The sequence below is a fragment of the Sporolactobacillus nakayamae genome (assembly GCF_900113325.1).
Classification (GTDB): Bacteria; Bacillota; Bacilli; order Bacillales; family Sporolactobacillaceae; genus Sporolactobacillus; species Sporolactobacillus nakayamae.
Window position 1 is genome coordinate 105,901 of the sequence record NZ_FOOY01000006.1, and the last position, 22,182, is coordinate 128,082.

Here is a 22,182-nt window from a genome sequence, read left to right on the forward strand (position 1 = left end):
AGTAGAAGATAAAATTCGGTCTAACCTTCCATGAGTTTGGTCTAGCTCCTCTTATTGAGTACCTTGCTGCGCATTTTCCGTATACTGTTCGGAAATCGGATATGAACGATGATCCTCCGCCATTCGTGTAAAAAAAAGAGCCGGAGACGTGGCGCCCCCAACCCTTTTCTTCTCTCGATTCACTTTGTACGAAGTCCGTTCGCAGCGCCGATCACTCAATCACTCTTCCGCCTGCTGCTTTGGACAGTCGATTCATAATCGCTTTGCCTATCCCTGTCTCAGAGAATGTCTCACTATATATAACATTTACCTTTTTTTGATCGAAATGGCGCAATACATCAAAAAGATTATGCGCTACAGTTTCGGATTCGCTCCGCTTGCCGCAAACAAGGACAACATCCGCGTCAGGATAGCTGTCTGCATTCTCTTCTGTCGTTAGCACACCAATGCTGCGTCCACTATTTTTTTCAGCTCGGATTAATTCACGAATTCGCTTCTTGCCGGCGGGCACCAGATACATCGTCGCTTCCGGGGCATAGTGCTTATATTTCATGCCCGGCGCTTTTGGCGCTTGATCCGAACGTGTCAATCCAGGATCATCCGCCACCGCGCCTACCGCTTCAATTAACTGTTCTTTGGATATGCCGCCCGGACGAAGAATCGTAATTGGCGTTGTCGTGCAGTCAACTACCGTGGATTCGACACCGACACCGGTTTCTCCTCCGTCTAAAATGCCTGCGATGTGACCATCTAAATCATGAAAAACATGATCCGCTCGTGTCGGACTCGGTCGTCCGGAACGGTTGGCCGATGGGGCAGCAATTGGCAGTCCGGATGCTAGAATCAATGCCCTAGCAACCGGATGACTCGGCATACGAACCGCTACGGTCGACAAACCGGCGGTTACTGCGTTCGATACTTCTCCACGCGACGGCAGCACCAGGGTAAGCGGTCCCGGCCAAAACGTGTCGATCAATTTTTGAGCGATCGGGTGAATTTCCGTGCAAATCGAGCGAACCTGTTCTAAATTGGCGACATGCACGATCAGTGGATTATCACTGGGTCTTCCCTTGGCTTCATAAATCTTTTGCACAGACTCTCGCAGCTTTGCATTCCCGCCGAGTCCGTATACGGTTTCGGTAGGAAAAGCGACAATTTCTCCTTGCTGCAGTTTTTCCGCTGCGGCCATAATCTGTGGCGTATGTTCAAGATCAGGAGCTTCAGGATCCACCCGCCATACTTGTGTTTCTACCATTTTCGTTTCCCCTTTTACTAGTTACTGATCCGCTCAGAGAAAGCTTGTCGATAGGCAAGCTCTTGGTGCAGATAAAAAGTTTCATAGGCTGGCATTCGTATCACGCACCGGAGATACGTTCACAGGACGTAGTGATCTTCTCTGCATTCATGAATATTCTCAACGGTGCAAACAAGGCCGGATTTCATCCGACCTTGTTTCATTCCGTATACACCATACCATTCAGACAAGCAGTACGCAACGCCTTTACCCCGCAATCGCGTGCCAAGCTCTAGTGAAGAAATCAACAACGAATGAATGAACCTCGACCTTATCGACCGGTTGTGACGAGGGCTCAGATGCTGTTGTTTCATTTTGCTGAGGCTGCTGCTTTACCTGTTCGCTCGCCTTTACTGGCTGCGCTGCTTTTTGATCATCGACTTTATCGACCGGTTGTGATGAGGGTTCAGATGCTGTTGTTACATTTTGCTGAGGCTGCCGTTTCACCTGTTTGTTTGCTTTTACCGGCTGCGCTTCCTTTTGAACATCGACTTTTCCCTGCACCTGTGCCCGAGGATTTGCTACCGCCTCGCTATTAGAAAAATCTAGGAAGCACAGCGGCGGGAACAGGACGCACCACCAATTCGCCCCTCTTCCATCTCCCAGCGTGACCACTAACGCATCGTATTTCCCTGCCGGATAGACAAAAGTACCATACATTTTCGTAGGAAAATCCGCTTGTCCAAGTTTTATTTTATAAGCGCCGTCCGCATGCGCCCGCTTTAATGTCTGTTCAACCGTCCGCTTCAGTTCGGGCATATGAGCGCGAATAACTTTTTTTGCCTGATTGGTTGTTTTTAAGTCCTGAACCCACTTCGTTATATCTGCGTTCACCGCGTCGCGTACCTGACGCTTCACAACCTGGTCAGCGGGTGAATCACTATTGGCGAGAATGCGTAACCGAATCGCGTTTTGAGGAATTGGTCCCTTCTGATCCGCTTTCGTTGTGCTATATTGCCAGAAAAAAAATACGAGTACTAGATTAATAGATAATAAGAGCATGAAAACAAATGATTTTTTCACAACGCCCGCCTCCTTACCACCCATTGTGGACACAGAAGCGGGAAACTAAACATACGGATTCAAATTACGTGTTCGAACAATTTCGGATCACAGCCATAACATTGCGGTCATAACCGGAAATATCTTTTTCCACAGACAGAGCTTTGATTTGACTGGTGAATTTGTCACGAACTAAATCGGAAACGTCCCTTCCTTGAGCAGCCCCAATTTCAAAAGCAGCTATAAAAGATCCTTCTCTTCGCCAAATCGAAGGTATGTCATCAATGATCCGCCGATAGAATTCCAGACCATCTGTTCCTCCGAACAACGCTAAATGAGGTTCATAATTTCCAACTGTGTCGTCCAGCCTGCCCATTTCTTCTCGCGTTATATAAGGGGGATTAGAAACAAGTACATCACATGTTCCATTGTGCAGAGGCGCGAGCAGGTCTCCTTGGCGAAAATCGACGCACGCGCCAAGTGCCGACGCATTCCCCTTGGCGACACCCAATGCCTTCTCTGACAAATCGACTGCTGAAATTCGCCAATCCGGATGTTCAAGCGCTAGTGTGATCGCGATCGCCCCGCTGCCGGTGCCGATATCACAAACTGACGGATGCTTCAGCTCCGGCATATAGCGTTCCACCCATTGCCCGACCCTCCAGACCAGTTCTTCCGTCTCCTGACGCGGGATCAGTACGTCAGGAGTGACTTTGAACGTTCGTCCATAGAATGGAGCAGATCCGATCATATACTGAACGGGCGTCCCGAATTGCACGTGGTCCGCGACCCTCGCACGCACCCATGCCGCATCCTCATCGTCTATCAGTTCTCTGCGATCGGCAATAAGATCCGTTCGTGAAAGGTTTAATCGGGCGCAAAGCAGAATTTCACCAATATTTTCATCGCGTTGATGCGCATTTAATAGTGAAGATGCCCAGTTCATCAGTTCATATCTTTTCACAGTCACTGAGCATCCGCCTGTTCCATTTTCTTCGCTTGATCATCTAAAATCAGCGCATTTATAATGTCATCTAATTTCCCATTGAGTACTTGATCCAATTGATGGATGGTCAAACCAATCCGATGATCCGTGACACGATTCTGAGAGAAATTGTAGGTTCGGATGCGTTCTGATCGGTCGCCGGTTCCAACCGCTGACTTCCGCGTCGAATCATAGTGAGCTTGTGCCTCTTTCTGATACTTATCATAGACGCGCGCGCGCAGCACCTTCATCGCTTTTTCCTTATTCTTAATCTGTGATCGTTCCTCCTGACAGGAAACCACAATACCCGTCGGAATATGCGTCAAACGAATCGCGGACATGGTTGTATTGACGCTTTGACCACCCGGTCCGCTAGAAGCAAATCGATCGACACGGATATCTTTGTCATTAAGATCAACCTCGACTTCTTGTGCTTCCGGCAAAACCGCGACAGTCGCAGTCGATGAATGCGTGCGTCCACCCGATTCCGTTTCAGGAACGCGCTGCACGCGGTGTGCGCCATTCTCATATTTTAGTTTCGAAAACGCACCTTTTCCGGAGATCATACACACGATTTCTTTATACCCGCCGATTTCATTGGGATTGGTGTCAATAACTTCAGTTCTCCATCCTTGCTGCTCGGCGTAACGCGAGTACATGCGGAACAAATCCCCGGCAAAAAGGGCTGCCTCATCGCCGCCGGCAGCACCACGCACCTCAAGAATGACATTCCGATCGTCATTCGGATCTTTGGGAATGAGCAGCTGCTTTAATTCTTCTTCTATTCGTGGTCGATCCGACTCAAGGCGGTTGATTTCTTCAAGAACCATAGTCTTCATACTCTCATCCAACTGTTCATCGAGCATCGATTCAGCATCGGTTATTTCGGCAATCATTCGTTTGTATTTACGATATACTGAAACAATGTCTTGTAAATCAGACTGTTCTTTAGAATATTTACGCAGCTTAGCCGGGTCACCGATCACATCCGGATCAGCAAGAAGTTGATTCAGTTTATCATAGCGTTCTTCCATGGACTGTATTCGTTCAAACATTTCATCCACCTCATCAATTGTATCCGTCTGCGTCCCATTTACTATATTATATCAGTCATTTCATCGTGAAAAAACAGACGCAAATCATTAGATTGGCGGATGACTGTAACAGTTCCTACAGACTGGGTAGTAGCTTTCATTACCGCCAATTTGAATCTGTTCTCCGGTATAGACGGGTTTGCCCCTGCCATCAATGCGAAGATTCATCGTCGCCTTATGTTCACAAAACCAGCAAATCGTCTTCATTTCTTCAATTTTGTCCGCATAGAGCAGCATATATTTGCTTCCCTCAAACAATTCATTTCGGAAATCATTTTTCAGACCAAAACCCATAACGGGAATATGTAACTGATCGACAATGTCCGCAAGCTGAAGCACATGCGCTTTAGACAGGAATTGCACTTCGTCAATAAGCACGCAGTGAGGCCGCGGACTATAGTCGCTCACAACAGCGAAGAGGTTTGTGGACTCAAAGACAGGATGCGCCCTCCGTTTAAACCCGATTCGGCTGGAAATTGCGCCGACCTGATCCCGATCATCTATTCCCGGAGTAAATAGCAGAACAGACTTCCCCTGCTCCTCATAATTGTGAGCGACCTTAATAATTTCAATGGATTTACCACTGTTCATCGCCCCATACTTAAAGAAAAGCTGAGCCATTAGTTAGTCGTCCTTTCATGCAACTGAATTTTCTATAGTGATTTCAGGCTGTGAGAAAAACTGGGCAAGCCCAGTCCTTACTTCCGCAGGATGTGATGACTTTCGCGTTGCATACAGGACGTATGCGTAATTAGCGAAAGACCCTTACATACGAAAGTTCCATTGCTCCAAATGCGGTTTTGAATCATCAAGCTTGTCTTGAACAAACAGTTCTATTTCAAGAGTCATTTTGATTCTTGATTAAGTAACGTGGCCGGAATTAAATAAGCGGAGATTTTCCGGCTATTTGCATCATGATGCTTGTTTCACAGGTAAATAAGGGTAATTTTTCCGCTTATGCACAGAAAAAGCCTCCATTTTCACGCTTTTCGATTCGATAGGCGGAATTTCTCCGTCTATTCAAGCAATTTTTTCATTCATTTTCTAATTAAGCGGAACTTTTCCGTTTATTTCTAAGATTGGGCGCTTACCTGATCGCCCCAACCGAATCTTATGATCTTATCGTCGTACCAGCAAGGCAAAAAATGATAAACTTTTGTAAGTAAATAAGGCATTTTATATTTTCATTCAAGCGGGCCAAGCCCAGTCCTTACTTCCGCAGGATGTGATGACTTTCGCGTTGCATACAGGACGTATGCGTAATTAGCGAAAGTTCCTTGCATACGAAAGTTCCTTTTTTATATGGCATTGGTTCGTGTCTTTATGATATTGAATCGTCGCTTCGGTTACTCGCTTGCCGCGGGCAGTCCGGGAGCCTCCTTGAACAGACGATTATCTGCGCGTTCTCCCCTGGCCTGCATTCCCGCTTTCGTGTCTGGATTTATTATCTGGGGTCAGCATGCTCAAAATCATATACTTTTACTTTTTTTACCTGTTAAAAAGCAGGCAGTTGGCTGCCTGCAATTGATCATGTATGCTCGCCTTGTCCTAAAAAAACAAAAACGGCAAATTCCGCACCATTTTTCATCGCACCGGAACACGCCGTTTTTCTCTCTGGACTTCAAACGAATCTTATTTAAGATTATATTTCTGTTTAAACCGATCAACACGTCCGCCTTTGTCAGCGAATTTCTGACGGCCGGTATAGAATGGATGCGAATCGGAACTGATTTCAACTGTAATTAATGGGTATTCGTTTCCGTCTTCCCATTGAACCGTTTGATTCGATTTCTTCGTTGAACCGCTCAAAAATTTAAATCCAGTACTTGCGTCCATAAATACAACCTTATGATAGTCAGGATGGATGCCTGCTTTCATCTCATTCATCTCCTTTGCGCCCTGATTATTCTCTCAAACCAGAGTCATATAGTGCCTAATAATATAACGCACAACGAGTATTATAACAGGCAGTCGTGGGGTTTGCAAGCAAGGTCTTACTTGGAAAACCTTGCCATATAGAGTTTTTCTTCACTACACCCAAAACAGGGTCAACCTTATCGTCCTTATTTTGACTGCAAACTGCCTTTTTTCTCTTTATCGAAAATATCGAAAAATTCCTGGTTGGACTTTGTTTCACGAATTCGTTTATAAAAATGCTCCACAAACTCTTGAGATTCATCCATCGTTTTGCGCATGGTCCACAGTTTGTCCAAATGATCACGATCAACAAGCAATTCTTCCTTACGCGTGCTGGAACGTCGAATATCAATAGCCGGAAAGATTCTGCGTTCTGCCAGTCTTCGGTCAAGATGCAGCTCCATATTTCCTGTTCCTTTAAATTCCTCATAAATGACATCGTCCATGCGCGATCCTGTATCAACCAAAGCCGTAGCCAGTATTGTCAGACTTCCGCCCTCTTCAATGTTTCGAGCCGCGCCAAAGAATTTTTTCGGTTTATGAAATGCGGCGGGATCGATACCTCCGGATAGAGTCCGACCACTCGGAGGAATGACAAGGTTATAAGCTCGGGCCAGTCGGGTCAAGCTGTCCATGAGAATAACGACATCTCGCTTATGTTCCACCAGGCGCATTGCCCGTTCAAGGACAAGTTCGGATACCTTCACATGATTTTCGGGCACTTCGTCAAAGGTTGAGCTCACAACATCTCCCTTGACCGAACGCTCAATATCCGTTACTTCCTCCGGACGTTCATCGACGAGCAAAACAATTAATTCAACATCAGGATAATTTACAGTAATACTGTTGGCGATCTCCTTCAATAATGTCGTCTTTCCGGCTTTTGGCGGAGCAACAATCATACCTCTTTGTCCAAAACCCACAGGTGAAACCATGTCAATAATTCGTGTGGAAAAATCTTCTTTGTCCGTTTCAAGAACCATGTGTCTGTCGGGATAAAGCGGAGTCAACGCAGGAAAATGAACCCGTTCCTTCGCTACATCAGGATTCTCTCCGTTAACGGCCTCAACCCTCAGCAGCCCAAAGTAACGCTCATTTTCTTTCGGGGGTCGAACTTTCCCCGTCACCTTATCTCCATTTCGTAAATCAAATCGACGAATTTGCGAAGCGGAAATATAAATATCTTCCGAGCTCGGCGAATAATTGATCGGGCGAAGAAAACCAAAGCCCTCAGTTGGAATAATCTCAAGAACACCTTCCATAAGTGATAAGCCGTCTTTTTCCGCCTGTTTTTTTAAAATCGAGAAAATCAATTCTCTTTTGTTCAATTTACTATAGTAGGATACTTTAAACTCTTTTGCATGCTCATATAATTCTTTAAGTTTCATATTTTCTAACTCTGCTAATGTAATCGGCATTCTCACACCACACTTTTTAAATTTATCATCAAATACATAAAGCCAGAAACTAATTCGGCTTTATATTTTTACCTTCTTCACATCTGAAATTCGGAAAAGACATAGAACTGTGCTAGTTGAGAGGAGGGGAGGAATTAAGTTGAAAGAGCAAGCCACGAACAGCTGGGCAAATTTAAATTCTTCACGAGCATAAGCACAGTCTCTTCAGATCATAGATATCATTCAAAAAAAGCCAAACGCAATTTTTTTCTCACCGTTATAATTTTTTATAAATCACATTATCCCATTAATATCATATTATACCCTTTTAATCAACCATTAGTCCCGTATTTTCAACGGATCAAGTTAGAAAATTTAGTTTCATCGAGCTTCTGATGGTAAAACAGCCGTTGCTACGGCCAGGATGGCCCAGATTCCAGATCCGGTGAACCGCAGAATGTGCTGGTTTCGATAGTGTTCCTTTTTTGCGAATCACGTACACCGTTTCTTTGAATTCAGAATTTTGCGTTTTGTTAATGATGTAAAAAAGGATCTGCACGAAAACACACATGGTTTCTATGCAAATCCTGACTTATTCTTGCTCCTTAAGACTTTCTCTAGCTTCATCCTCGAGCATGCGCTCGCGCCAGATGTTGGCACCGATAGCTCGCAGCTTCTCCATGATATGATCATAGCCGCGATCAATATGCTCAACACCAACAATTTCTGTAATGCCTTTTGCCATTAATCCGGCAATGACTAGTGATGCTCCCGCTCTTAAATCAGTGGCTCGAACCTTCGCACCCTCAAGGCGTGTCGGTCCGCTCAAAATTGCTGAGCGACCTTCAACTTTCACATTCGCCCCCATGCGCCTTAATTCATCAATATGTTTAAAGCGCGCGCCATAAATGGTGTCCGTGATAATACTCGTGCCTTCCGCTTGCGTCATTAAACTTGTCAACGGTTGCTGGAGATCTGTTGGAAATCCCGGATAAACCAACGTTTTCACATCTGCGCTTATCAGGCGCTTATTGCTTCTCGAGACAAGAATTTGATCCTCGCCTACCTGCACATCGGCGCCCATTTCACGAAGTTTCGCAGTTAGTGATTCCACATGCTGAGGGATCACATTGTCAATCAGCAAACGATCGGCTCCGGCCGCTCCGATAATCATGTATGTGCCGACTTCGATCCGGTCGGGAATAATCATATGTCTGCATCCATGGAGCTGCTTCACGCCTTCAATGCGAATGACATCTGTTCCCGCTCCTTTAATCTTGGCGCCCATACTCGTCAATAGTGTCGCTACATCAATAATTTCCGGTTCTTTCGCCGCGTTCTCAATGACAGTCTGCCCTTCGGCTTTAACAGCCGCAAGCATGATATTAATTGTCGCGCCAACGCTGACGACGTCAAGATAGATCCTCGCCCCGCGCAAAGAATCCGCACGTAAATAAATCGCTCCGCGTTCATTCGTCACTTTTGCCCCAAGCGCCTCAAATCCTTTGATGTGCTGGTCGATGGGACGCGGACCAAGATTGCACCCACCGGGGAGACCAATCACGGCTTTATGAAATCTGCCGAGCATCGCGCCCATTAAATAGTAGGAAGCACGCAATCGTTTCACTGAACCATTCGGAAGCGGCATGTCCACCATCTTTCTCGGGTCAACAACAAATGTATGGTCGTCAAAAGAAACAGTTCCGCCAATTTCACGTAGTAGCTTGCATAGTGTGCGCACATCTGAAATATCGGGAAGCTGGTCAATGGTAACAGGTGAATCAGCAAGAATGGTGGCCGGAATCAGCGCGACCGCACTGTTTTTCGCTCCGCTTATTTGAACGGTGCCATTTAAACGTGTGCCGCCTTCAATTAGTAATTTATCCATGGTCAGAATACTTCCTTTTCCTTTTACATCAAATTATCAAGCGCTTTTCTAAGAACACTCATACATGAAACCAGGCAGGCAAAACCATTATATGTACAAAATTAACACTATGCTCTCGTTTTCATAAAATTACTGAGCATTTATAGGTCCTGCCGACAACTAGAAGACTCTTTCAGCATTATAGCATAAACCTGTAAATCATGTGTGTACGGACTCGTCCCGCTATAGAAAACCCGATTAATTATTTTGCGCACTGCGGGCATTCTTTCTCAACTGCGGCAATGAGTTCCTGAAGATCAAAAGGTTTTGAAAAATGCGCGATTGCGCCATCACGCAATGCTTCCTTAACGAGCGTATTCTCGCCATAAGCTGTCATAATCATCACTTTCAGATTCGGTTTCATTTGCTTCATATGGTGCAATATTTCCATACCGCTCATTTTAGGAATTTTCATATCAAGCAGGACGAGCTTTGGGTCCTCTTCTTTGAGAAATTTCAGTGCCTGATCACCGCTGCCCGCCGTCAAAATGGGGTAACCTTCTTTTTTAAAAACCTCTTTCAGCAATAGTCGAATACCTGCCTGATCGTCAACAATCATAATTTTGTTTGCCTTTGTTGCGGTGCACACCAAATTCTGTTTTACCATTAGATTGCCCTCTTTCGTTCATTCTTTGCAACGCGCTCTGTGCTGGTTCAGATTTATCTTCACATATATCACTTCTTTATCGAACGTGATTTCCCTCTTTTAAATTATTAGAAAAAAAGCAAAAACCGGCAGGTCGATTCATAAATCAATCGGTCTGCCGGTTTTCTCATACAGTTATACACTGGTAAGAAGGTATTAAAATTTATTATTCATTAGCCAAAGATGCTTTAATGAAGTCGTGGAATAATGGTTCCGGGCGTGTTGGACGCGACTTGAATTCCGGATGGAATTGGCATGCCACAAACCAAGGATGATCATTTAATTCAATCATTTCCACAAGCCGATTGTCCGGACTCAAGCCTGAGAACACCATGCCTTTTTCCGTCATTTTTTCACGGTACTGGTTGTTAAACTCATAACGGTGACGATGGCGCTGGTAGATAATTTCTTTGTTGTAAGCGTCAAAAACCTTCGTATCCTTCACGATTTTACATGGATATAACCCAAGACGCAGAGTGCCGCCCAAATCTTCAACATCCATTTGTTCCGGAAGGAGATCGATAATCGCTTCCTCAGCGTCTTGATTAAATTCGGCTGAATCTGCTCCGCTCAATTTCAATACGTGACGAGCAAATTCTATCGTCGCCAGCTGCATACCGAGACAGATGCCGAAGAACGGCACCTTATGTTCACGCGCGTATTGGATGGCCAAAATTTTCCCTTCAATGCCTCGGTCACCAAATCCGCCCGGAACAATGATACCTTGACAATCCTTTAACTGTTCATTCACGTTGTTTGGCAGCAAATCTTCAGAGTTAATATACTGAACCTTCACTTCCGTATCGAAGCTGTATCCCCCATGTTTCAGTGCCTCAACAACAGAAATATAGGCATCCTGAAGCTCAACATATTTACCGACTAAGCCAATTTTCACATGTTTTTTCGGATGAAGAACCTTATCCACCAGATCATGCCACTGGCTCATATCTGCTTCGCCCTGCGGCAGATGCAATTTCTCACAGACGATATCGTCCAAATGCTGATCCTGCAACTGCAACGGAACCTGATAGAGCGTTTCTGCGTCACGTGCCTCAATGACAGCTTCTTTGTCGATATCGCAGAATAAAGCGAGCTTCGCTTTCATCTCTTCGGAAACCGGCAATTCGGTACGAACAACAATGATATTCGGCTGAATGCCAAGACTGCGCAGCTCTTTTACACTGTGCTGCGTCGGTTTTGTTTTCATTTCACCGGCCGCTTTCAGATAAGGAATCAATGTACAGTGGATATAAAGCACATTGTCCAAACCAACATTACTCTTAATTTGTCTGATCGCTTCTAGGAACGGGAGGCTTTCGATATCACCGACCGTACCGCCGATTTCCGTAATCACAACATCAGCGCCCGTCGTTTTGCCCGCTCGGAAAACACGATCTTTGATTTCATTCGTGATATGTGGAATGACCTGAACGGTGCCGCCTAAGTAGTCACCCCGGCGTTCTCTTTTCAGAACTGTGGAATAGATTTTACCTGTTGTAACATTGCTGTTTTTATTTAGATTGATATCAATGAACCGTTCGTAATGCCCAAGGTCGAGATCGGTTTCTGCACCATCATCGGTAACAAATACTTCACCGTGCTGATACGGGCTCATTGTGCCTGGATCCACATTAATATATGGATCAAACTTCTGGATCGTCACTTTCAATCCGCGATTTTTCAAAAGACGTCCCAATGACGCCGCGGTAATCCCTTTGCCGAGAGACGAAACCACGCCTCCGGTCACAAAAATGTACTTCGTCATCCTTGATGATTTCCCCCTTATCAATAGAAAAAGCTTCGTGAATTCATACGGCAAGCACAGTGATGAATCTACATGGCAAGGGGTCGTCATTGCGATCAATTTTGACCTTTTTCGACCGGTTTTTCTTGCCTTTGTTTGTAAAAAAGCAAAAGCGACACGCTCCCCTTTCGGAGGGCTCGCTTTTGCTTTGAATTTCGTTCTATTTGTCGCCCTTTGCAATTCTAACAAACTTGCCCAGTTGAATCAAGAGTACGTTACAGGAAAAAAGCACCTGCATGATTCGATGAAATGAGATTGGGTTGTACTCCATTCCATTGACTCTGTATTCTAGCTTATTTGCGATGCAAAAGGCACGTCCGTACGATCGCAAGCTTATTCTTCATCATCATCAATAATCGCGTTACGCTTAATTCTTTTCACATCATCATCTTCAAAATCATCATCGTTGTCATCGTCTGTATCATTGTCTTCATCTAAATTTTCTTCTTCTTCATCTTCGTCATAATCATCAAATCCATCATCCGCTACCTTATGCTTCTCATGATGGCTGTCCCCGAGTGTTTTAGCGATATCATCCTCGCGTTGTTCCAGCGGGTACCAGTTGCGCAGCGCCCAGAGGTTATGACCAACGCTCAGAAAACGTCCGTCAAGAATCAACGTTGTATAAAGACGAGCCAGTGATTCGCCGCCATCAGCCTCAACTTCGCCGTCTTTATAAACCATGTCGGTCAGTTCATAGAAAGTTTTCGGTTCTTTCGACTGGGACAATATATCATAGAATTGGTCAACCTTCGCTTTTTCAACCACGTGTTCTGTCAATGGAAACATCCTTTCCCTTTATCATACCTTATCAAGGCTTTAACATCCGCCCTGCAGTAGGTTTTTCTAACGCAAGACTTCTGAATGCTGAAAAAAATCCGCAAACCGCTTATCCAAAAATCTATTTGGACGTCCGTCACGGAAGTACGCACACTGAGACTCATTGTAAGGTTATACAATAAATACAATAATCCGTTCATGAATTAAAATCAAGTCTAGTCAAAAAAATTCTCAGTAAAACAACGATACAACGATAAATTTGGGATATATTAAATGATAACCGGCGCAAATTATACGCCTAGTTGATCGGAGGAACGATGATGCACCCATTCGTCCAACTACTCATCATTTTTTTTGCACTCACCATTCTCTTTTTTGCCTTGGTCCTGTTCGACATTCGCGCGGGATTAAAATTGAAACGGCCCTTAATTGCCGAGCGCAATCCAATAACCGGACTTAACAATTTCCGCTATTACACAAATGGTCATGCGCTCTTCGAAGAAATGAAGCGAACCATCAGCAATGCCAAGTATCATATTCATCTTTCCTTTTTTATCTTTATCGCAGACGATGTAGGGGAAGAATGGATCAACCTCTTAAAAAGAAAAGCGGCAGACGGCGTCGAAGTCCGATTGCTTGTCGACGCCCTTAGCAGTTTCGCACTAAGAAAAAAAAGAGCAGAACTCGTTAAAGCAGGCGTTCAGCTTGCTTTCTCAGGAAAACCAACTTTTCCATTCACCTTTTATTACCTAAACCATCGCAACCATAGAAAGATGATGATTATCGATGGAAAAATCGGCTATTTCGGAGGCTACAATGTCAGTCGTGACTATATCGGCCGCAACCCGAAAATGGGACCATGGCATGACAACCATTTAAAAATCGAAGGCGAGAGCGTTCCCGAACTTCAGCGTTTGTTCCTTGAAGACTGGAAAAAAGCAACCCACGCAGATCTTCTCAAGAACGGTACCTATTTCCCAGCGGTTGCTAAAGGGCCATCACCTCTGACACTGATTGGAACGGACGGCAAACAGCTTGAAACCTGCTTTGTTGATAAATTGAGCAGTGCCCAGACATCCATCGTGATCGGATCCCCTTATTTTGTACCAAGCAAGCGACTCATGGACGTGCTCGTCAACCGCGTGGAGCACGGAGTTAAGTTGAGCATTCTCTTACCAATGAAAAAGGACCACGCGCTTGTTCAACCGGCTTCATATCAATACCTTGAACCGCTCTTGAAAAAAGGTGCCGAGCTTTTCCATTTTTACCAAGGATTTTATCATTCGAAGGTTTTCATTATTGACCGCAGACTATGTTATCTTGGTACGGCAAATTTTGATCAGCGCAGTCTGTTTTGGAACGATGAGCTATCAGGATTCATTGAGGATCCTGAACTCGTCCACCAAGCACTGGTACAGTTGAAAAAGGAAATGAAGGACAAATCCGTCTCCATTTCTTACGACCAATTGGCCCGTCGCTCACCTTGGGCTAAATTGAAAACCAAAGTGTGTGCGTGGTTCAGCTACTTTCTTTAAACAAATGCTCTGCATACAAAACAGCCTCCTGATAAGGATTGGAGGCTGTTTTTACTTAATCCATTCTTTTGTTCACATTTTTTCTGGTGCGTTAACACCGATCAGTTCCATTCCGTTTTTAAGCGTAATACGAACAGCTTTCATTAGAGCGACTCTCGCCTTGCTAAGCAGCACATTAGTTTCGTCGAGCACTTTTTCAGCGTTGTAGAAACTGTGCAGGCAAGCTGCTAGGTCATACAAATAGTTCGGAATGTGCTGGATGGCCAACTTCTCCGCGCTGTCCGCGACAACTGCAGGAAAATCGCCCAGCTTCTTCAGCAAATCAATTTCCTTATCTCCGGTGAGCAGATTCAGGTCAAGTTCCTCGACGTTATCATGTTCAAAAGCCTCCGCCCGTTTCAGCATGCTGGTGATTCGTGCATACGCGTATTGAACATAGTATACCGGGTTTTCATTCGAATGCGAAATCGCCAGATCCAAGTCAAAATCAAGGTGGCTGTCCGAGCTGCGCATAGCGAAGAAATAACGCGCAGCATCAACACCTACATCCTCCATCAACTCGCGCATCGTGACCGCTTTGCCTGTACGCTTGCTCATCTTGACCTTCTCGCCATCCTTGAATAAGTTAACCAGCTGAATGATCTGTACCGTTAATTGGTCAGGATTGTAACCAAGCGATTGAATCGCCGCTTTCAGTCTCGGCACATAACCATGGTGATCCGCGCCAAGCACGTCAATCAACTGTTCGAACCCGCGATCAAGCTTGTTTTTGTGGTACGCGATATCCGGCGTGAAGTATGTGTAACTGCCATCCGACTTAACAAGCACTCGATCCTTGTCATCACCGTATTCAGAGGTCTTCAGCCACAACGCTCCGTCTTTTTCATAAACTTCGCCTTTATTTTTAAGATACTCAAGAACAGGCTCAATCTTATTATCCTCATAAAGAGAACGTTCGGAGAACCAGTTGTCAAAATGGACACGAAAGTCTCCAAGATCTTTTTTGATTCCGCGCATGAGGTGCTCAACACCAAAATTCCGGAAGAAGCGGCTTCGTTCTTCTGCCGGTTTCGCCGACAGAGCATCACCATATTCATCAACCAGCCGCTTCGCCAGTTCAATGATATCTTTGCCATGATAGCCATTTTCCGGAATCTCCGCACTCTGCCCTAATTGCTGAAGATAACGTGCTTCCAATGAAATCGCCAAATTGGCAATCTGATTTCCGCCATCGTTGATGTAATATTCCGGTACGGCATGGTAGCCGGCCTTGTTCAACAGCTTGCACAAAGCATCACCGACCGCCGCGCCTCGTCCGTGGCCAAGGTGAAGACTGCCGGTTGGATTGGCAGAAACAAATTCGACGAGGACCTTTTTCCCGGCGCCACTGTTTGAAGCACCGTAAGAATCGCCTGCCTCGATAATTGTCGGAATCAAATTCGTTAAATATTGATTATCTAGGAAAAAGTTGATGAATCCGGGTCCCGCAATCTCGATCTTGCGAATATGACCTTTCTCCTTGTCGAAGCTCGCAATCAACTCTTCAGCGATCTTCCTCGGTGCCTTTTTGGCAATTCTTGCGAGCTGCATCGCCATATTGGCTGCAAAGTCGCCGTGCGACTTGTCTTTCGGCGCTTCAAGTACTACATCCGGCACTTGCTCCGGGGCGGCAAGACCCGCCTTGATCACCGCCTCTACAATCTCTTCCTTTAATTGATTCTTGACTTGCTCAACGATCGTCATCTTATATAACCTCCAAAATTGCGTCTGGCGCATATCTCGCATTGTATTCTATGTGGTATCATTTCCGGAAACCGCTATTCTCAGCTTGGCTTTAACCGATCTTATAGCGGTAATCAAGCATCACTTTGCCCACCGATTGACCCGCAACGCTTAAGTCGTAGACAAGTCGCACCACCCCTGAATCATCTGAGGTATCGCTATCAATAATCTCGGTGGTCGCCTTCGTTTCCATATGACCGATTTGCGTGCCGTAAGTGCCGGTCATTGTCTGTCCGATCATGAGCGGCTGCCTCATTGGAGAAGCGCCCTTGCGTATAATAAGCGCTTCTTTGCCGCTGACTCGAATCGTGTAATCGGCAGGTCCGACATCTGCAATTTCAGCGCTAAAAACAAGATACAGACTTGATCCGCTTCTACCGACCCTCCCCTGAAGAACGGCAGTCGTCTTCTGCTGCTGCCTAGACTGCCCAGGATCACAGATTCGGCTTATAAAAACGATTTCAGCATCACGTGTCTTCATTCAGCAGCCTTCTTTCGTAACCGCATGTGTTCATACTTATACTACTATAAAAGATTGACTATCTCTGGGCAAGGTTAACCCGGCTATTTTTCCAAGGATTCTATTTTTTTCTCGTATTTATACCTTAATTCGCCTTTTTCGATTCGCAAGGTTTAGAAAACGGCGGTTTCATCCATAATGAATGGTAAAAACAAAGACACACACGGGGCTGTCATGGCTGCCTGTTTTTCGGATTGAGGGGGTGCTGATCCATGCGTTTCGACATGAGGATCCGAAAAAGGAAGAACGTAATCACGCGATGGAGCGTCCGCATCGCCGCATTGTTTCCTATACTGCTGCTGCTCTGCGTTGCCATACTTCTCTTGTCGGCAAAGATTGCCGGACCGATGGATATTCCGGCATCACGTCCCGCCGTTATCTATGACAACAGCGGCAAGTTCATTGGAAAATGGGATACGACCAACAGACAATGGGTAAGCAGTGACAACATGGCGCCTTCGATCAAACTGGCGACGCTTGCCATCGAAGATCGCCGCTTCTTCCACCACCATGGATTTGATTTTCAGCGAATCGCTCAGTCCGCCTTTGTCGATATGCGCAGCTTAAGCAAAGCTCAGGGCGCAAGCACAATCACGATGCAGTATGCGAAAAACCTGTTTTTATCCAACGACAAAACATGGTTGCGCAAATTCTCCGAAATGTTCTACACTGTTCGCCTTGAAATGAATGAATCGAAAAAAGAGATTCTTGAAGGCTACTTAAATACAATCTATTACGGGCATGGCGCATACGGAGTTGAAGCCGCCGCACATGTGTATTTCAACAAGCGCGCAGAAAATCTTAGTCTTGCTCAATCCAGCATGCTGGCCGGAATTCCAAATGGCCCCAGCCTTTATTCGCCTTTTCTAAACTACGATTTGGCTAAAAAGCGGCAAAAGGTTGTTTTGAACACGATGGTAAAAAGCGGCTATCTCACAAAAAAGCGAGCTGAAATCGCATACCATTCGCCGCTTCAGCTGGTACGCACGGACAAAAAAGAAGCAGAGATAGCGCCTTATTTTCAAGACGTAGTTAGGCACGAACTGACGGAGCGTCTGCACATCAGCCAAAAAGAATTGGCCACCGGCGGGCTCAAGGTCTACACAACGCTCGATAACGAAACACAAGAAACGGCAGAATTTTGGATCAAGCATACCATACCGGATTCATCAAAAATTCAAACAGCGCTGGTTGCTTTGGATCCGAAAACCGGTGGTGTCGTAGCGATGGTCGGAGGTCGTGACTATCAAAGCAGTTCCTATAACCGGGCAGTAAGCGCAAAGCGCGCGCCGGGTTCTGCGTTTAAACCGTTTCTTTATTATGCGGCTCTACGGAATGGCTTCACACCGGCGACTCGTTTAAAGAGCGCGCCAACGGCATTCACCTTTGACAACGGCCATTCCGACTACGCGCCGAACAATTTCGGCGGCTATTATGCAGACAAACCGATTACCATGGCGCAAGCGCTTGCCCTGTCCGATAATATTTTTGCCGTAAAGACACATTTAGCAATTGGCATGCAGCACTTAGTCCAAGCTGCCCGCCAAGCCGGAATCTCGAGCGCGCTTGCGCCGATTCCCTCTCTGGCTTTAGGCTCAAAGCCGGTAAGCGTTCTTGAGCTCACCCGCGGCTACGCGACCTTCGCCAATGAGGGCGCGCGTGTTCACCCGGCGCTTATTACACGCGTGACTGATCATGCAGGACGAACGCTTTATGAATGGGCGCCAAAGAAAAAGCAAGTGCTGAATCGCCAAACATCCTACGTTCTCTCTCAGATGATGACCGGTATCTTTGATAAACGGCTGAATGGATACACGCGGGTGACGGGTAGTCCGGTAGCAGGATTGCTGACGCACAAAGTCGCCGCAAAAACCGGATCGACATCAGCAGACAGTTGGATGGCAGGATTCACGCCTGATTTGGTCGCCTCGGTCTGGGTCGGCTATGACAAAGGCGAAACCATCAGTACATATCCGGACACCGGCTATGCGAAAACAATTTGGAGTCATTTTATGGAATCAGCGCTCGAAGGAACACCAAAAAATGCATTCAAACCGCCTAAAGGCGTCGTTAGCGTCAGTATTGACCCGAAGAGCGGCCTTCGCGCTGGCAAAGGATGCACCGGACGACCCACTTATTTTGTAAAAGGAACTGAACCGACCGCGTATTGCGGTCAATCGAAAGCCGAAAAAGCCATCAAAAAGAAAAAGAAGCCGCGCAGCATGTTTGACCGCCTGTTCCATTGGTGGAAATAGCAACGGTGTGAACTAGCCCGCTTTTGAGCTCACTAAAAAGCAACAGGAACTTCCGATATAAAATTCGGAAAAGTTCTGTTGCTTTTTTGAATGCAGATTAAAAGTTCTATTTTGAGGTCATTTTATTTCTCAATCACGATGTTCTTCTCTTATACTTAGATCACCGAGCAAAAAAGAGGGGATCTATGATGATTAGTTTATTTTTAATTGGCGGATTGATTGCCGGCGGTATTATTCCTGTACAGACCTCTATTAATTCCAGACTAGGCGTTGAAGTCGGGTCGCCCTTCATGGCTTCGTTTCTGTCATTTTTTACCGGAACACTGACTCTGGTTATCCTATCTCTGGTTATTGATCATAAACTCACCTTCGCTCCGGATAGTTTCCACAATAACCCGTGGTGGATCTGGATCGGTGGCGCGCTCGGGGTTTTCTACCTGACCTCGAACATTCTGCTGCTTCCTCAACTAGGTGCAGCGCTGACCGTTGTAATCACACTTATCGGTCAAATGATCATGGCCATTGCAATTGATCAGTTCGGCTGGTTCAACGTGCCCATTCATGAACTGAACATTCCGCGCCTGATCGGGATTGTCTGCATGCTCGGCGGCGTTTTTTTGATCAAGAACTATTAAGGAGAACCATTATGAAGCGTAAAAAATTCACAGTAACAGCACTATTTCTCATCTGGGGGCTCGCCGCAGGAATGGTATCACCGGTTCAGACATCGATAAACACCCAACTGCGCTATGCCGTCCAGTCGCCTTTTCTTGCGTCGCTCATCTCATTCATGACCGGCACATGCATCCTTGTGCTAGTCACGCTGATCATCGACCGCAAAATGACGATGGATCTAAAACTAATCCCGCGCGCACCAAAGTGGATTTGGATCGGCGGGATGCTCGGCGTCATTTTTGTCACGTCTAACATTTTGCTGCTGCCTGTACTTGGATCGGCGCTAACTGTTGTTTCGGTACTCTGCGGTCAGATGATCGTCGCCATAGCCGTCGATCACTTCGGTTGGTTTGGCGTCGCGCAGCATAAAATGAATTGGCCGCGCGCGGCGGGTCTTGTATTAATGATCGCCGGTATTTTGCTGATTCAACAGTACTAATGCGCCTGTGACCCGTTCATTCAGCCGTGAGCGATGCCTTCAAGTCCGGATTGGCTCGTTCCCATTGCTCAGGCGCAACGCTGATCAAAAATTCACGAAGTACCTTTTTTGATTTGGCGTCCATATCATCCAGCATCACTTTTCCTTTGAGCGCTTTGTCCATTTTATTAACGTGATCCGCCAGTACCTTATAACCGCGTTTGATCTCCCGATGGATAATCATTTCGGCGGCGCCCGCTCCTGAGTAACGCGGTCCTTCTTTGGTCACTTCCGTATTTACCCAGACAAGCCAATATTTTTTCCCCCCGCCTTGCAGATCGTCCTTATTTGCCGAAAAACGGATTCTGCGTTCAATAGCGCTGCGCGCGTGGAGCGCACCTATGTCAACTTCCGCTTTGCCTTCTTCCACGTCAATGATGACTGGAGATATAGTGTCCAAATTAATCAACCCGGCACCAAAACCGCCATGGCCTTTTGTCGAATCGCCTTTAATTATATTAAAGCCTGATTTTTTTCCATCCTGATGAAAAATATCCAAATCATTCACCCTTTCAGACGTGATTAATCTCACTGTTGCTAGTTTATCACATGCGCTCCGGCAACGCCCAATTAACGGAGCAGATCATCCCTGCACCATCTGCTCGAATCAAGCATCCTATGAGTCAGATGCCATAAAAACTGTTGTAAATTAGGTTGTGACAAACTCCCTAATTCTAATTAATTGATTCAAAGCGCCGCATCCTTTAGACTCAATATTAGTGAACGGTCTGATCGCCTGACGTTGCTCACCTCCTATGAGCAACGATGAAGTCAAGTTTTCTAAAAGAATGTGAGGGGAACACCATGCGCAATAAAAAGCCATTCACGATCACTCAAGTATCCGCAGACGGACGCTTTGGCTTGGAACGTGAGAACTTAAGAGTTGATCCACGCGGTACGTTGGCGCTGACACCGCACCCCCTTGCGTTCGGTGACAAGCTGACTAATTCTGAAATTACAACTGATTTTTCTGAGAGTCAGATTGAGTTGGTCACTCCTGTTGCGCATTCCGTGCAGGAACTGTTTGCGCATGAAAAACGGTTGACCAAGACAATTTATACGGGGATTAACGATGAATTACTATGGCCGCTGAGTACCCCTCCTTCGTTATTACCGGCAGAAGACCAGATTCCGATCGCGGATTTTGGTCGCAAAGGGCAAGATAAAACGGGCTACCGCGTCTACCTCTCGAAGAAATACGGGCGCATTAAACAGCTCTACTGTGGTATTCATTTTAATTTTTCTTTTCCTGACCATCTATTTCCAAATCAGGATGCATGCAACCGTTTTTATCTGAATCTAGTCGCAAATGCTCTGCGGCATCGCTATTTTCTTGTTCATCTGCTCTCGGCAAGTCCGGAACGAATCGAGTCGATCCCTTATCGTTCCGTACGGCTAAGCACGCATGGATACAAAAATCTTGAACCCGTGTATCCAGACTACTCAAGCCCTCAGAATTACATTGACTCGCTTCGCGACGCCGTAGAAAGAGGCGTGATTGAAAGCCCACGCGAACTCTATCAGCTCGTCCGAATTAAGGGAACCGGCTTTGAAGATCTTGTGAACGCACCGAAAGCCGGTCGGATCGAACTGAGAATTGCCGATCTCAATCCACTTTTTCGTGCGGGAATCAACCCAAACGATCTGTATTTGATGCATCTTTACCTGCTCTGGTGTGCACAAAGTGACGCTAGCGAATTTACAAGAGAAGACCAAAAAGAAGCGAATGCGCGATCAGATGAAGCAGCGTTATGCACGGTCACCGACTCGTTTAGCGTTAAAATGAATGCGCTGTTCGATGCTTTACTTACGTTCACACGTAGCCAAAGCCTCCCCGCCGCTTATGAATCGGCACTAAACGACGCACGAGCACGCTGGATTGATCGTTCAAAAAGTTATGCAGCACGCGTTCATTCCGAGCTCAAGCGCGAGCCGTCGGCAGCGATGCATTGGGCAAGACAAATGAAAAATGCGTACCTTTCCCCCTGTCGCTCAGCTCATTAACAAGCAGTTAACCGTTTGCCACAATGAAACGAACGCATAGCCAAGATGATTTCCTATATCTCTCCTTTATTCCAGCCATTGCCAAAA

20 protein-coding genes are annotated in these 22,182 nt (G+C 45.9%); 5 read left to right on the forward strand and 15 right to left on the reverse strand.

Going from position 1 to position 22,182, the window contains the following annotated elements:
- Positions 1 to 51: 51 nt before the first annotated feature.
- The 12 genes from BM003_RS17555 to rpoE all read right to left on the reverse strand — a co-directional run bounded on the left by BM003_RS17555 (position 52) and on the right by rpoE (position 12,846).
- Positions 52 to 219, reverse strand: a complete 168-nt coding sequence (locus BM003_RS17555; RefSeq protein ID WP_177184646.1) for a hypothetical protein — start codon at positions 217 to 219, stop codon at positions 52 to 54.
- Positions 212 to 1,255: an L-threonylcarbamoyladenylate synthase gene (locus BM003_RS05125; RefSeq protein ID WP_093670781.1), complete on the reverse strand. Its 1,044-nt coding sequence runs from the start codon at positions 1,253 to 1,255 to the stop codon at positions 212 to 214. Before BM003_RS05125 ends, BM003_RS17555 begins: the two co-directional genes overlap by 8 nt.
- 246 nt (positions 1,256 to 1,501) lie before the next feature.
- Complete coding sequence (gene spoIIR / locus BM003_RS05130; RefSeq protein WP_245734069.1) at positions 1,502 to 2,317, reverse strand: stage II sporulation protein R; 816 nt, start codon at positions 2,315 to 2,317, stop codon at positions 1,502 to 1,504.
- Positions 2,318 to 2,381: 64 nt separating this feature from the next.
- Entirely contained in the window at positions 2,382 to 3,266 is an 885-nt protein-coding gene (gene prmC / locus BM003_RS05135) for a peptide chain release factor N(5)-glutamine methyltransferase (protein ID WP_093670783.1), read from the reverse strand.
- Positions 3,263 to 4,336, reverse strand: coding sequence for a peptide chain release factor 1 (gene prfA / locus BM003_RS05140; protein WP_093670785.1), 1,074 nt, complete (start codon positions 4,334 to 4,336; stop codon positions 3,263 to 3,265). Before prfA ends, prmC begins: the two co-directional genes overlap by 4 nt.
- An 87-nt stretch (positions 4,337 to 4,423) precedes the next feature.
- Complete coding sequence (locus BM003_RS05145) at positions 4,424 to 4,996, reverse strand: thymidine kinase (protein ID WP_093670787.1); 573 nt, start codon at positions 4,994 to 4,996, stop codon at positions 4,424 to 4,426.
- A 1,011-nt stretch (positions 4,997 to 6,007) separates the two neighbouring features.
- Positions 6,008 to 6,253 (reverse strand): type B 50S ribosomal protein L31, encoded by a 246-nt coding sequence (locus BM003_RS05150; protein WP_093670789.1) that lies wholly within the window; start codon positions 6,251 to 6,253, stop codon positions 6,008 to 6,010.
- Positions 6,254 to 6,438: 185 nt separating this feature from the next.
- On the reverse strand, positions 6,439 to 7,710 hold the full coding sequence (gene rho, locus BM003_RS05155; RefSeq protein ID WP_093670791.1) for a transcription termination factor Rho: 1,272 nt from the start codon (positions 7,708 to 7,710) through the stop codon (positions 6,439 to 6,441).
- Positions 7,711 to 8,281: 571 nt separating this feature from the next.
- Complete coding sequence (locus BM003_RS05165; RefSeq protein ID WP_093670795.1) at positions 8,282 to 9,577, reverse strand: UDP-N-acetylglucosamine 1-carboxyvinyltransferase; 1,296 nt, start codon at positions 9,575 to 9,577, stop codon at positions 8,282 to 8,284.
- Between the two features lie 241 nt (positions 9,578 to 9,818).
- Positions 9,819 to 10,223 carry a response regulator gene (locus BM003_RS05170; RefSeq protein ID WP_093670797.1) on the reverse strand — a complete coding sequence of 135 codons (405 nt, stop codon included), beginning with the start codon at positions 10,221 to 10,223 and terminating at the stop codon, positions 9,819 to 9,821.
- 205 nt (positions 10,224 to 10,428) lie between these two features.
- Positions 10,429 to 12,027, reverse strand: coding sequence for a CTP synthase (locus BM003_RS05175; protein ID WP_093670799.1), 1,599 nt, complete (start codon positions 12,025 to 12,027; stop codon positions 10,429 to 10,431).
- Between the two features lie 372 nt (positions 12,028 to 12,399).
- A complete protein-coding gene (gene rpoE, locus BM003_RS05185) occupies positions 12,400 to 12,846 on the reverse strand; it encodes a DNA-directed RNA polymerase subunit delta (protein WP_177184648.1) in 447 nt (148 codons plus the stop codon).
- A 320-nt stretch (positions 12,847 to 13,166) separates the two neighbouring features.
- Between rpoE and BM003_RS05190 the strand changes: the two genes are divergently transcribed.
- The gene (locus BM003_RS05190; protein ID WP_093670805.1) at positions 13,167 to 14,381 is read left to right on the forward strand and encodes a phospholipase D-like domain-containing protein; all 1,215 of its coding nucleotides are present in this window, start codon (positions 13,167 to 13,169) and stop codon (positions 14,379 to 14,381) included.
- A gap of 72 nt (positions 14,382 to 14,453) precedes the next feature.
- Here BM003_RS05190 and argS read toward each other — a convergent pair whose 3' ends face one another.
- On the reverse strand, positions 14,454 to 16,124 hold the full coding sequence (gene argS, locus BM003_RS05195) for an arginine--tRNA ligase (RefSeq protein ID WP_093670807.1): 1,671 nt from the start codon (positions 16,122 to 16,124) through the stop codon (positions 14,454 to 14,456).
- Positions 16,125 to 16,215: 91 nt separating this feature from the next.
- Complete coding sequence (locus BM003_RS05200; RefSeq protein ID WP_093670809.1) at positions 16,216 to 16,644, reverse strand: YwiB family protein; 429 nt, start codon at positions 16,642 to 16,644, stop codon at positions 16,216 to 16,218.
- Between the two features lie 251 nt (positions 16,645 to 16,895).
- On the opposite strand from BM003_RS05200, the gene BM003_RS05205 reads away from it, so the two are divergent.
- The 3 genes from BM003_RS05205 (at position 16,896) to BM003_RS05215 (ending at position 20,052) form a co-directional block, all read left to right on the forward strand.
- Positions 16,896 to 18,938 (forward strand): transglycosylase domain-containing protein, encoded by a 2,043-nt coding sequence (locus tag BM003_RS05205; RefSeq protein WP_093670811.1) that lies wholly within the window; start codon positions 16,896 to 16,898, stop codon positions 18,936 to 18,938.
- A 188-nt stretch (positions 18,939 to 19,126) separates the two neighbouring features.
- The gene (locus BM003_RS05210) at positions 19,127 to 19,573 is read left to right on the forward strand and encodes a DMT family transporter (RefSeq protein ID WP_093670927.1); all 447 of its coding nucleotides are present in this window, start codon (positions 19,127 to 19,129) and stop codon (positions 19,571 to 19,573) included.
- An 11-nt stretch (positions 19,574 to 19,584) separates the two neighbouring features.
- Entirely contained in the window at positions 19,585 to 20,052 is a 468-nt protein-coding gene (locus BM003_RS05215; protein ID WP_093670813.1) for a DMT family transporter, read from the forward strand.
- Between the two features lie 16 nt (positions 20,053 to 20,068).
- Here the strand turns inward: BM003_RS05215 and BM003_RS05220 are convergent, their stop codons facing one another.
- On the reverse strand, positions 20,069 to 20,599 hold the full coding sequence (locus tag BM003_RS05220; RefSeq protein ID WP_093670815.1) for a YwhD family protein: 531 nt from the start codon (positions 20,597 to 20,599) through the stop codon (positions 20,069 to 20,071).
- Between the two features lie 296 nt (positions 20,600 to 20,895).
- On the opposite strand from BM003_RS05220, the gene BM003_RS05225 reads away from it, so the two are divergent.
- On the forward strand, positions 20,896 to 22,095 hold the full coding sequence (locus BM003_RS05225; RefSeq protein WP_093670817.1) for a glutathione synthase: 1,200 nt from the start codon (positions 20,896 to 20,898) through the stop codon (positions 22,093 to 22,095).
- Positions 22,096 to 22,182: the final 87 nt, after the last annotated feature.

Bases quoted from the DNA above. Each gene is read 5' to 3' on its own strand.
- rho (WP_093670791.1), bottom strand. From the start codon at position 7,710: ATGCCGATTACATTAGCAGAGTTAGAAAATATGAAACTTAAAGAATTA.
- BM003_RS05170 (WP_093670797.1), bottom strand. From the start codon at position 10,223: ATGGTAAAACAGAATTTGGTGTGCACCGCAACAAAGGCAAACAAAATT.
- BM003_RS05150 (WP_093670789.1), bottom strand. From the start codon at position 6,253: ATGAAAGCAGGCATCCATCCTGACTATCATAAGGTTGTATTTATGGAC.
- BM003_RS05205 (WP_093670811.1), top strand. From the start codon at position 16,896: ATGCGTTTCGACATGAGGATCCGAAAAAGGAAGAACGTAATCACGCGA.
- BM003_RS05200 (WP_093670809.1), bottom strand. From the start codon at position 16,644: ATGAAGACACGTGATGCTGAAATCGTTTTTATAAGCCGAATCTGTGAT.
- BM003_RS05215 (WP_093670813.1), top strand. From the start codon at position 19,585: ATGAAGCGTAAAAAATTCACAGTAACAGCACTATTTCTCATCTGGGGG.
- BM003_RS05175 (WP_093670799.1), bottom strand. From the start codon at position 12,027: ATGACGAAGTACATTTTTGTGACCGGAGGCGTGGTTTCGTCTCTCGGC.
- BM003_RS05190 (WP_093670805.1), top strand. From the start codon at position 13,167: ATGCACCCATTCGTCCAACTACTCATCATTTTTTTTGCACTCACCATT.
- BM003_RS05145 (WP_093670787.1), bottom strand. From the start codon at position 4,996: ATGGCTCAGCTTTTCTTTAAGTATGGGGCGATGAACAGTGGTAAATCC.
- BM003_RS05125 (WP_093670781.1), bottom strand. From the start codon at position 1,255: ATGGTAGAAACACAAGTATGGCGGGTGGATCCTGAAGCTCCTGATCTT.
- argS (WP_093670807.1), bottom strand. From the start codon at position 16,124: ATGACGATCGTTGAGCAAGTCAAGAATCAATTAAAGGAAGAGATTGTA.
- BM003_RS05210 (WP_093670927.1), top strand. From the start codon at position 19,127: ATGATTAGTTTATTTTTAATTGGCGGATTGATTGCCGGCGGTATTATT.
- BM003_RS05225 (WP_093670817.1), top strand. From the start codon at position 20,896: ATGCGCAATAAAAAGCCATTCACGATCACTCAAGTATCCGCAGACGGA.
- BM003_RS05165 (WP_093670795.1), bottom strand. From the start codon at position 9,577: ATGGATAAATTACTAATTGAAGGCGGCACACGTTTAAATGGCACCGTT.
- prfA (WP_093670785.1), bottom strand. From the start codon at position 4,336: ATGTTTGAACGAATACAGTCCATGGAAGAACGCTATGATAAACTGAAT.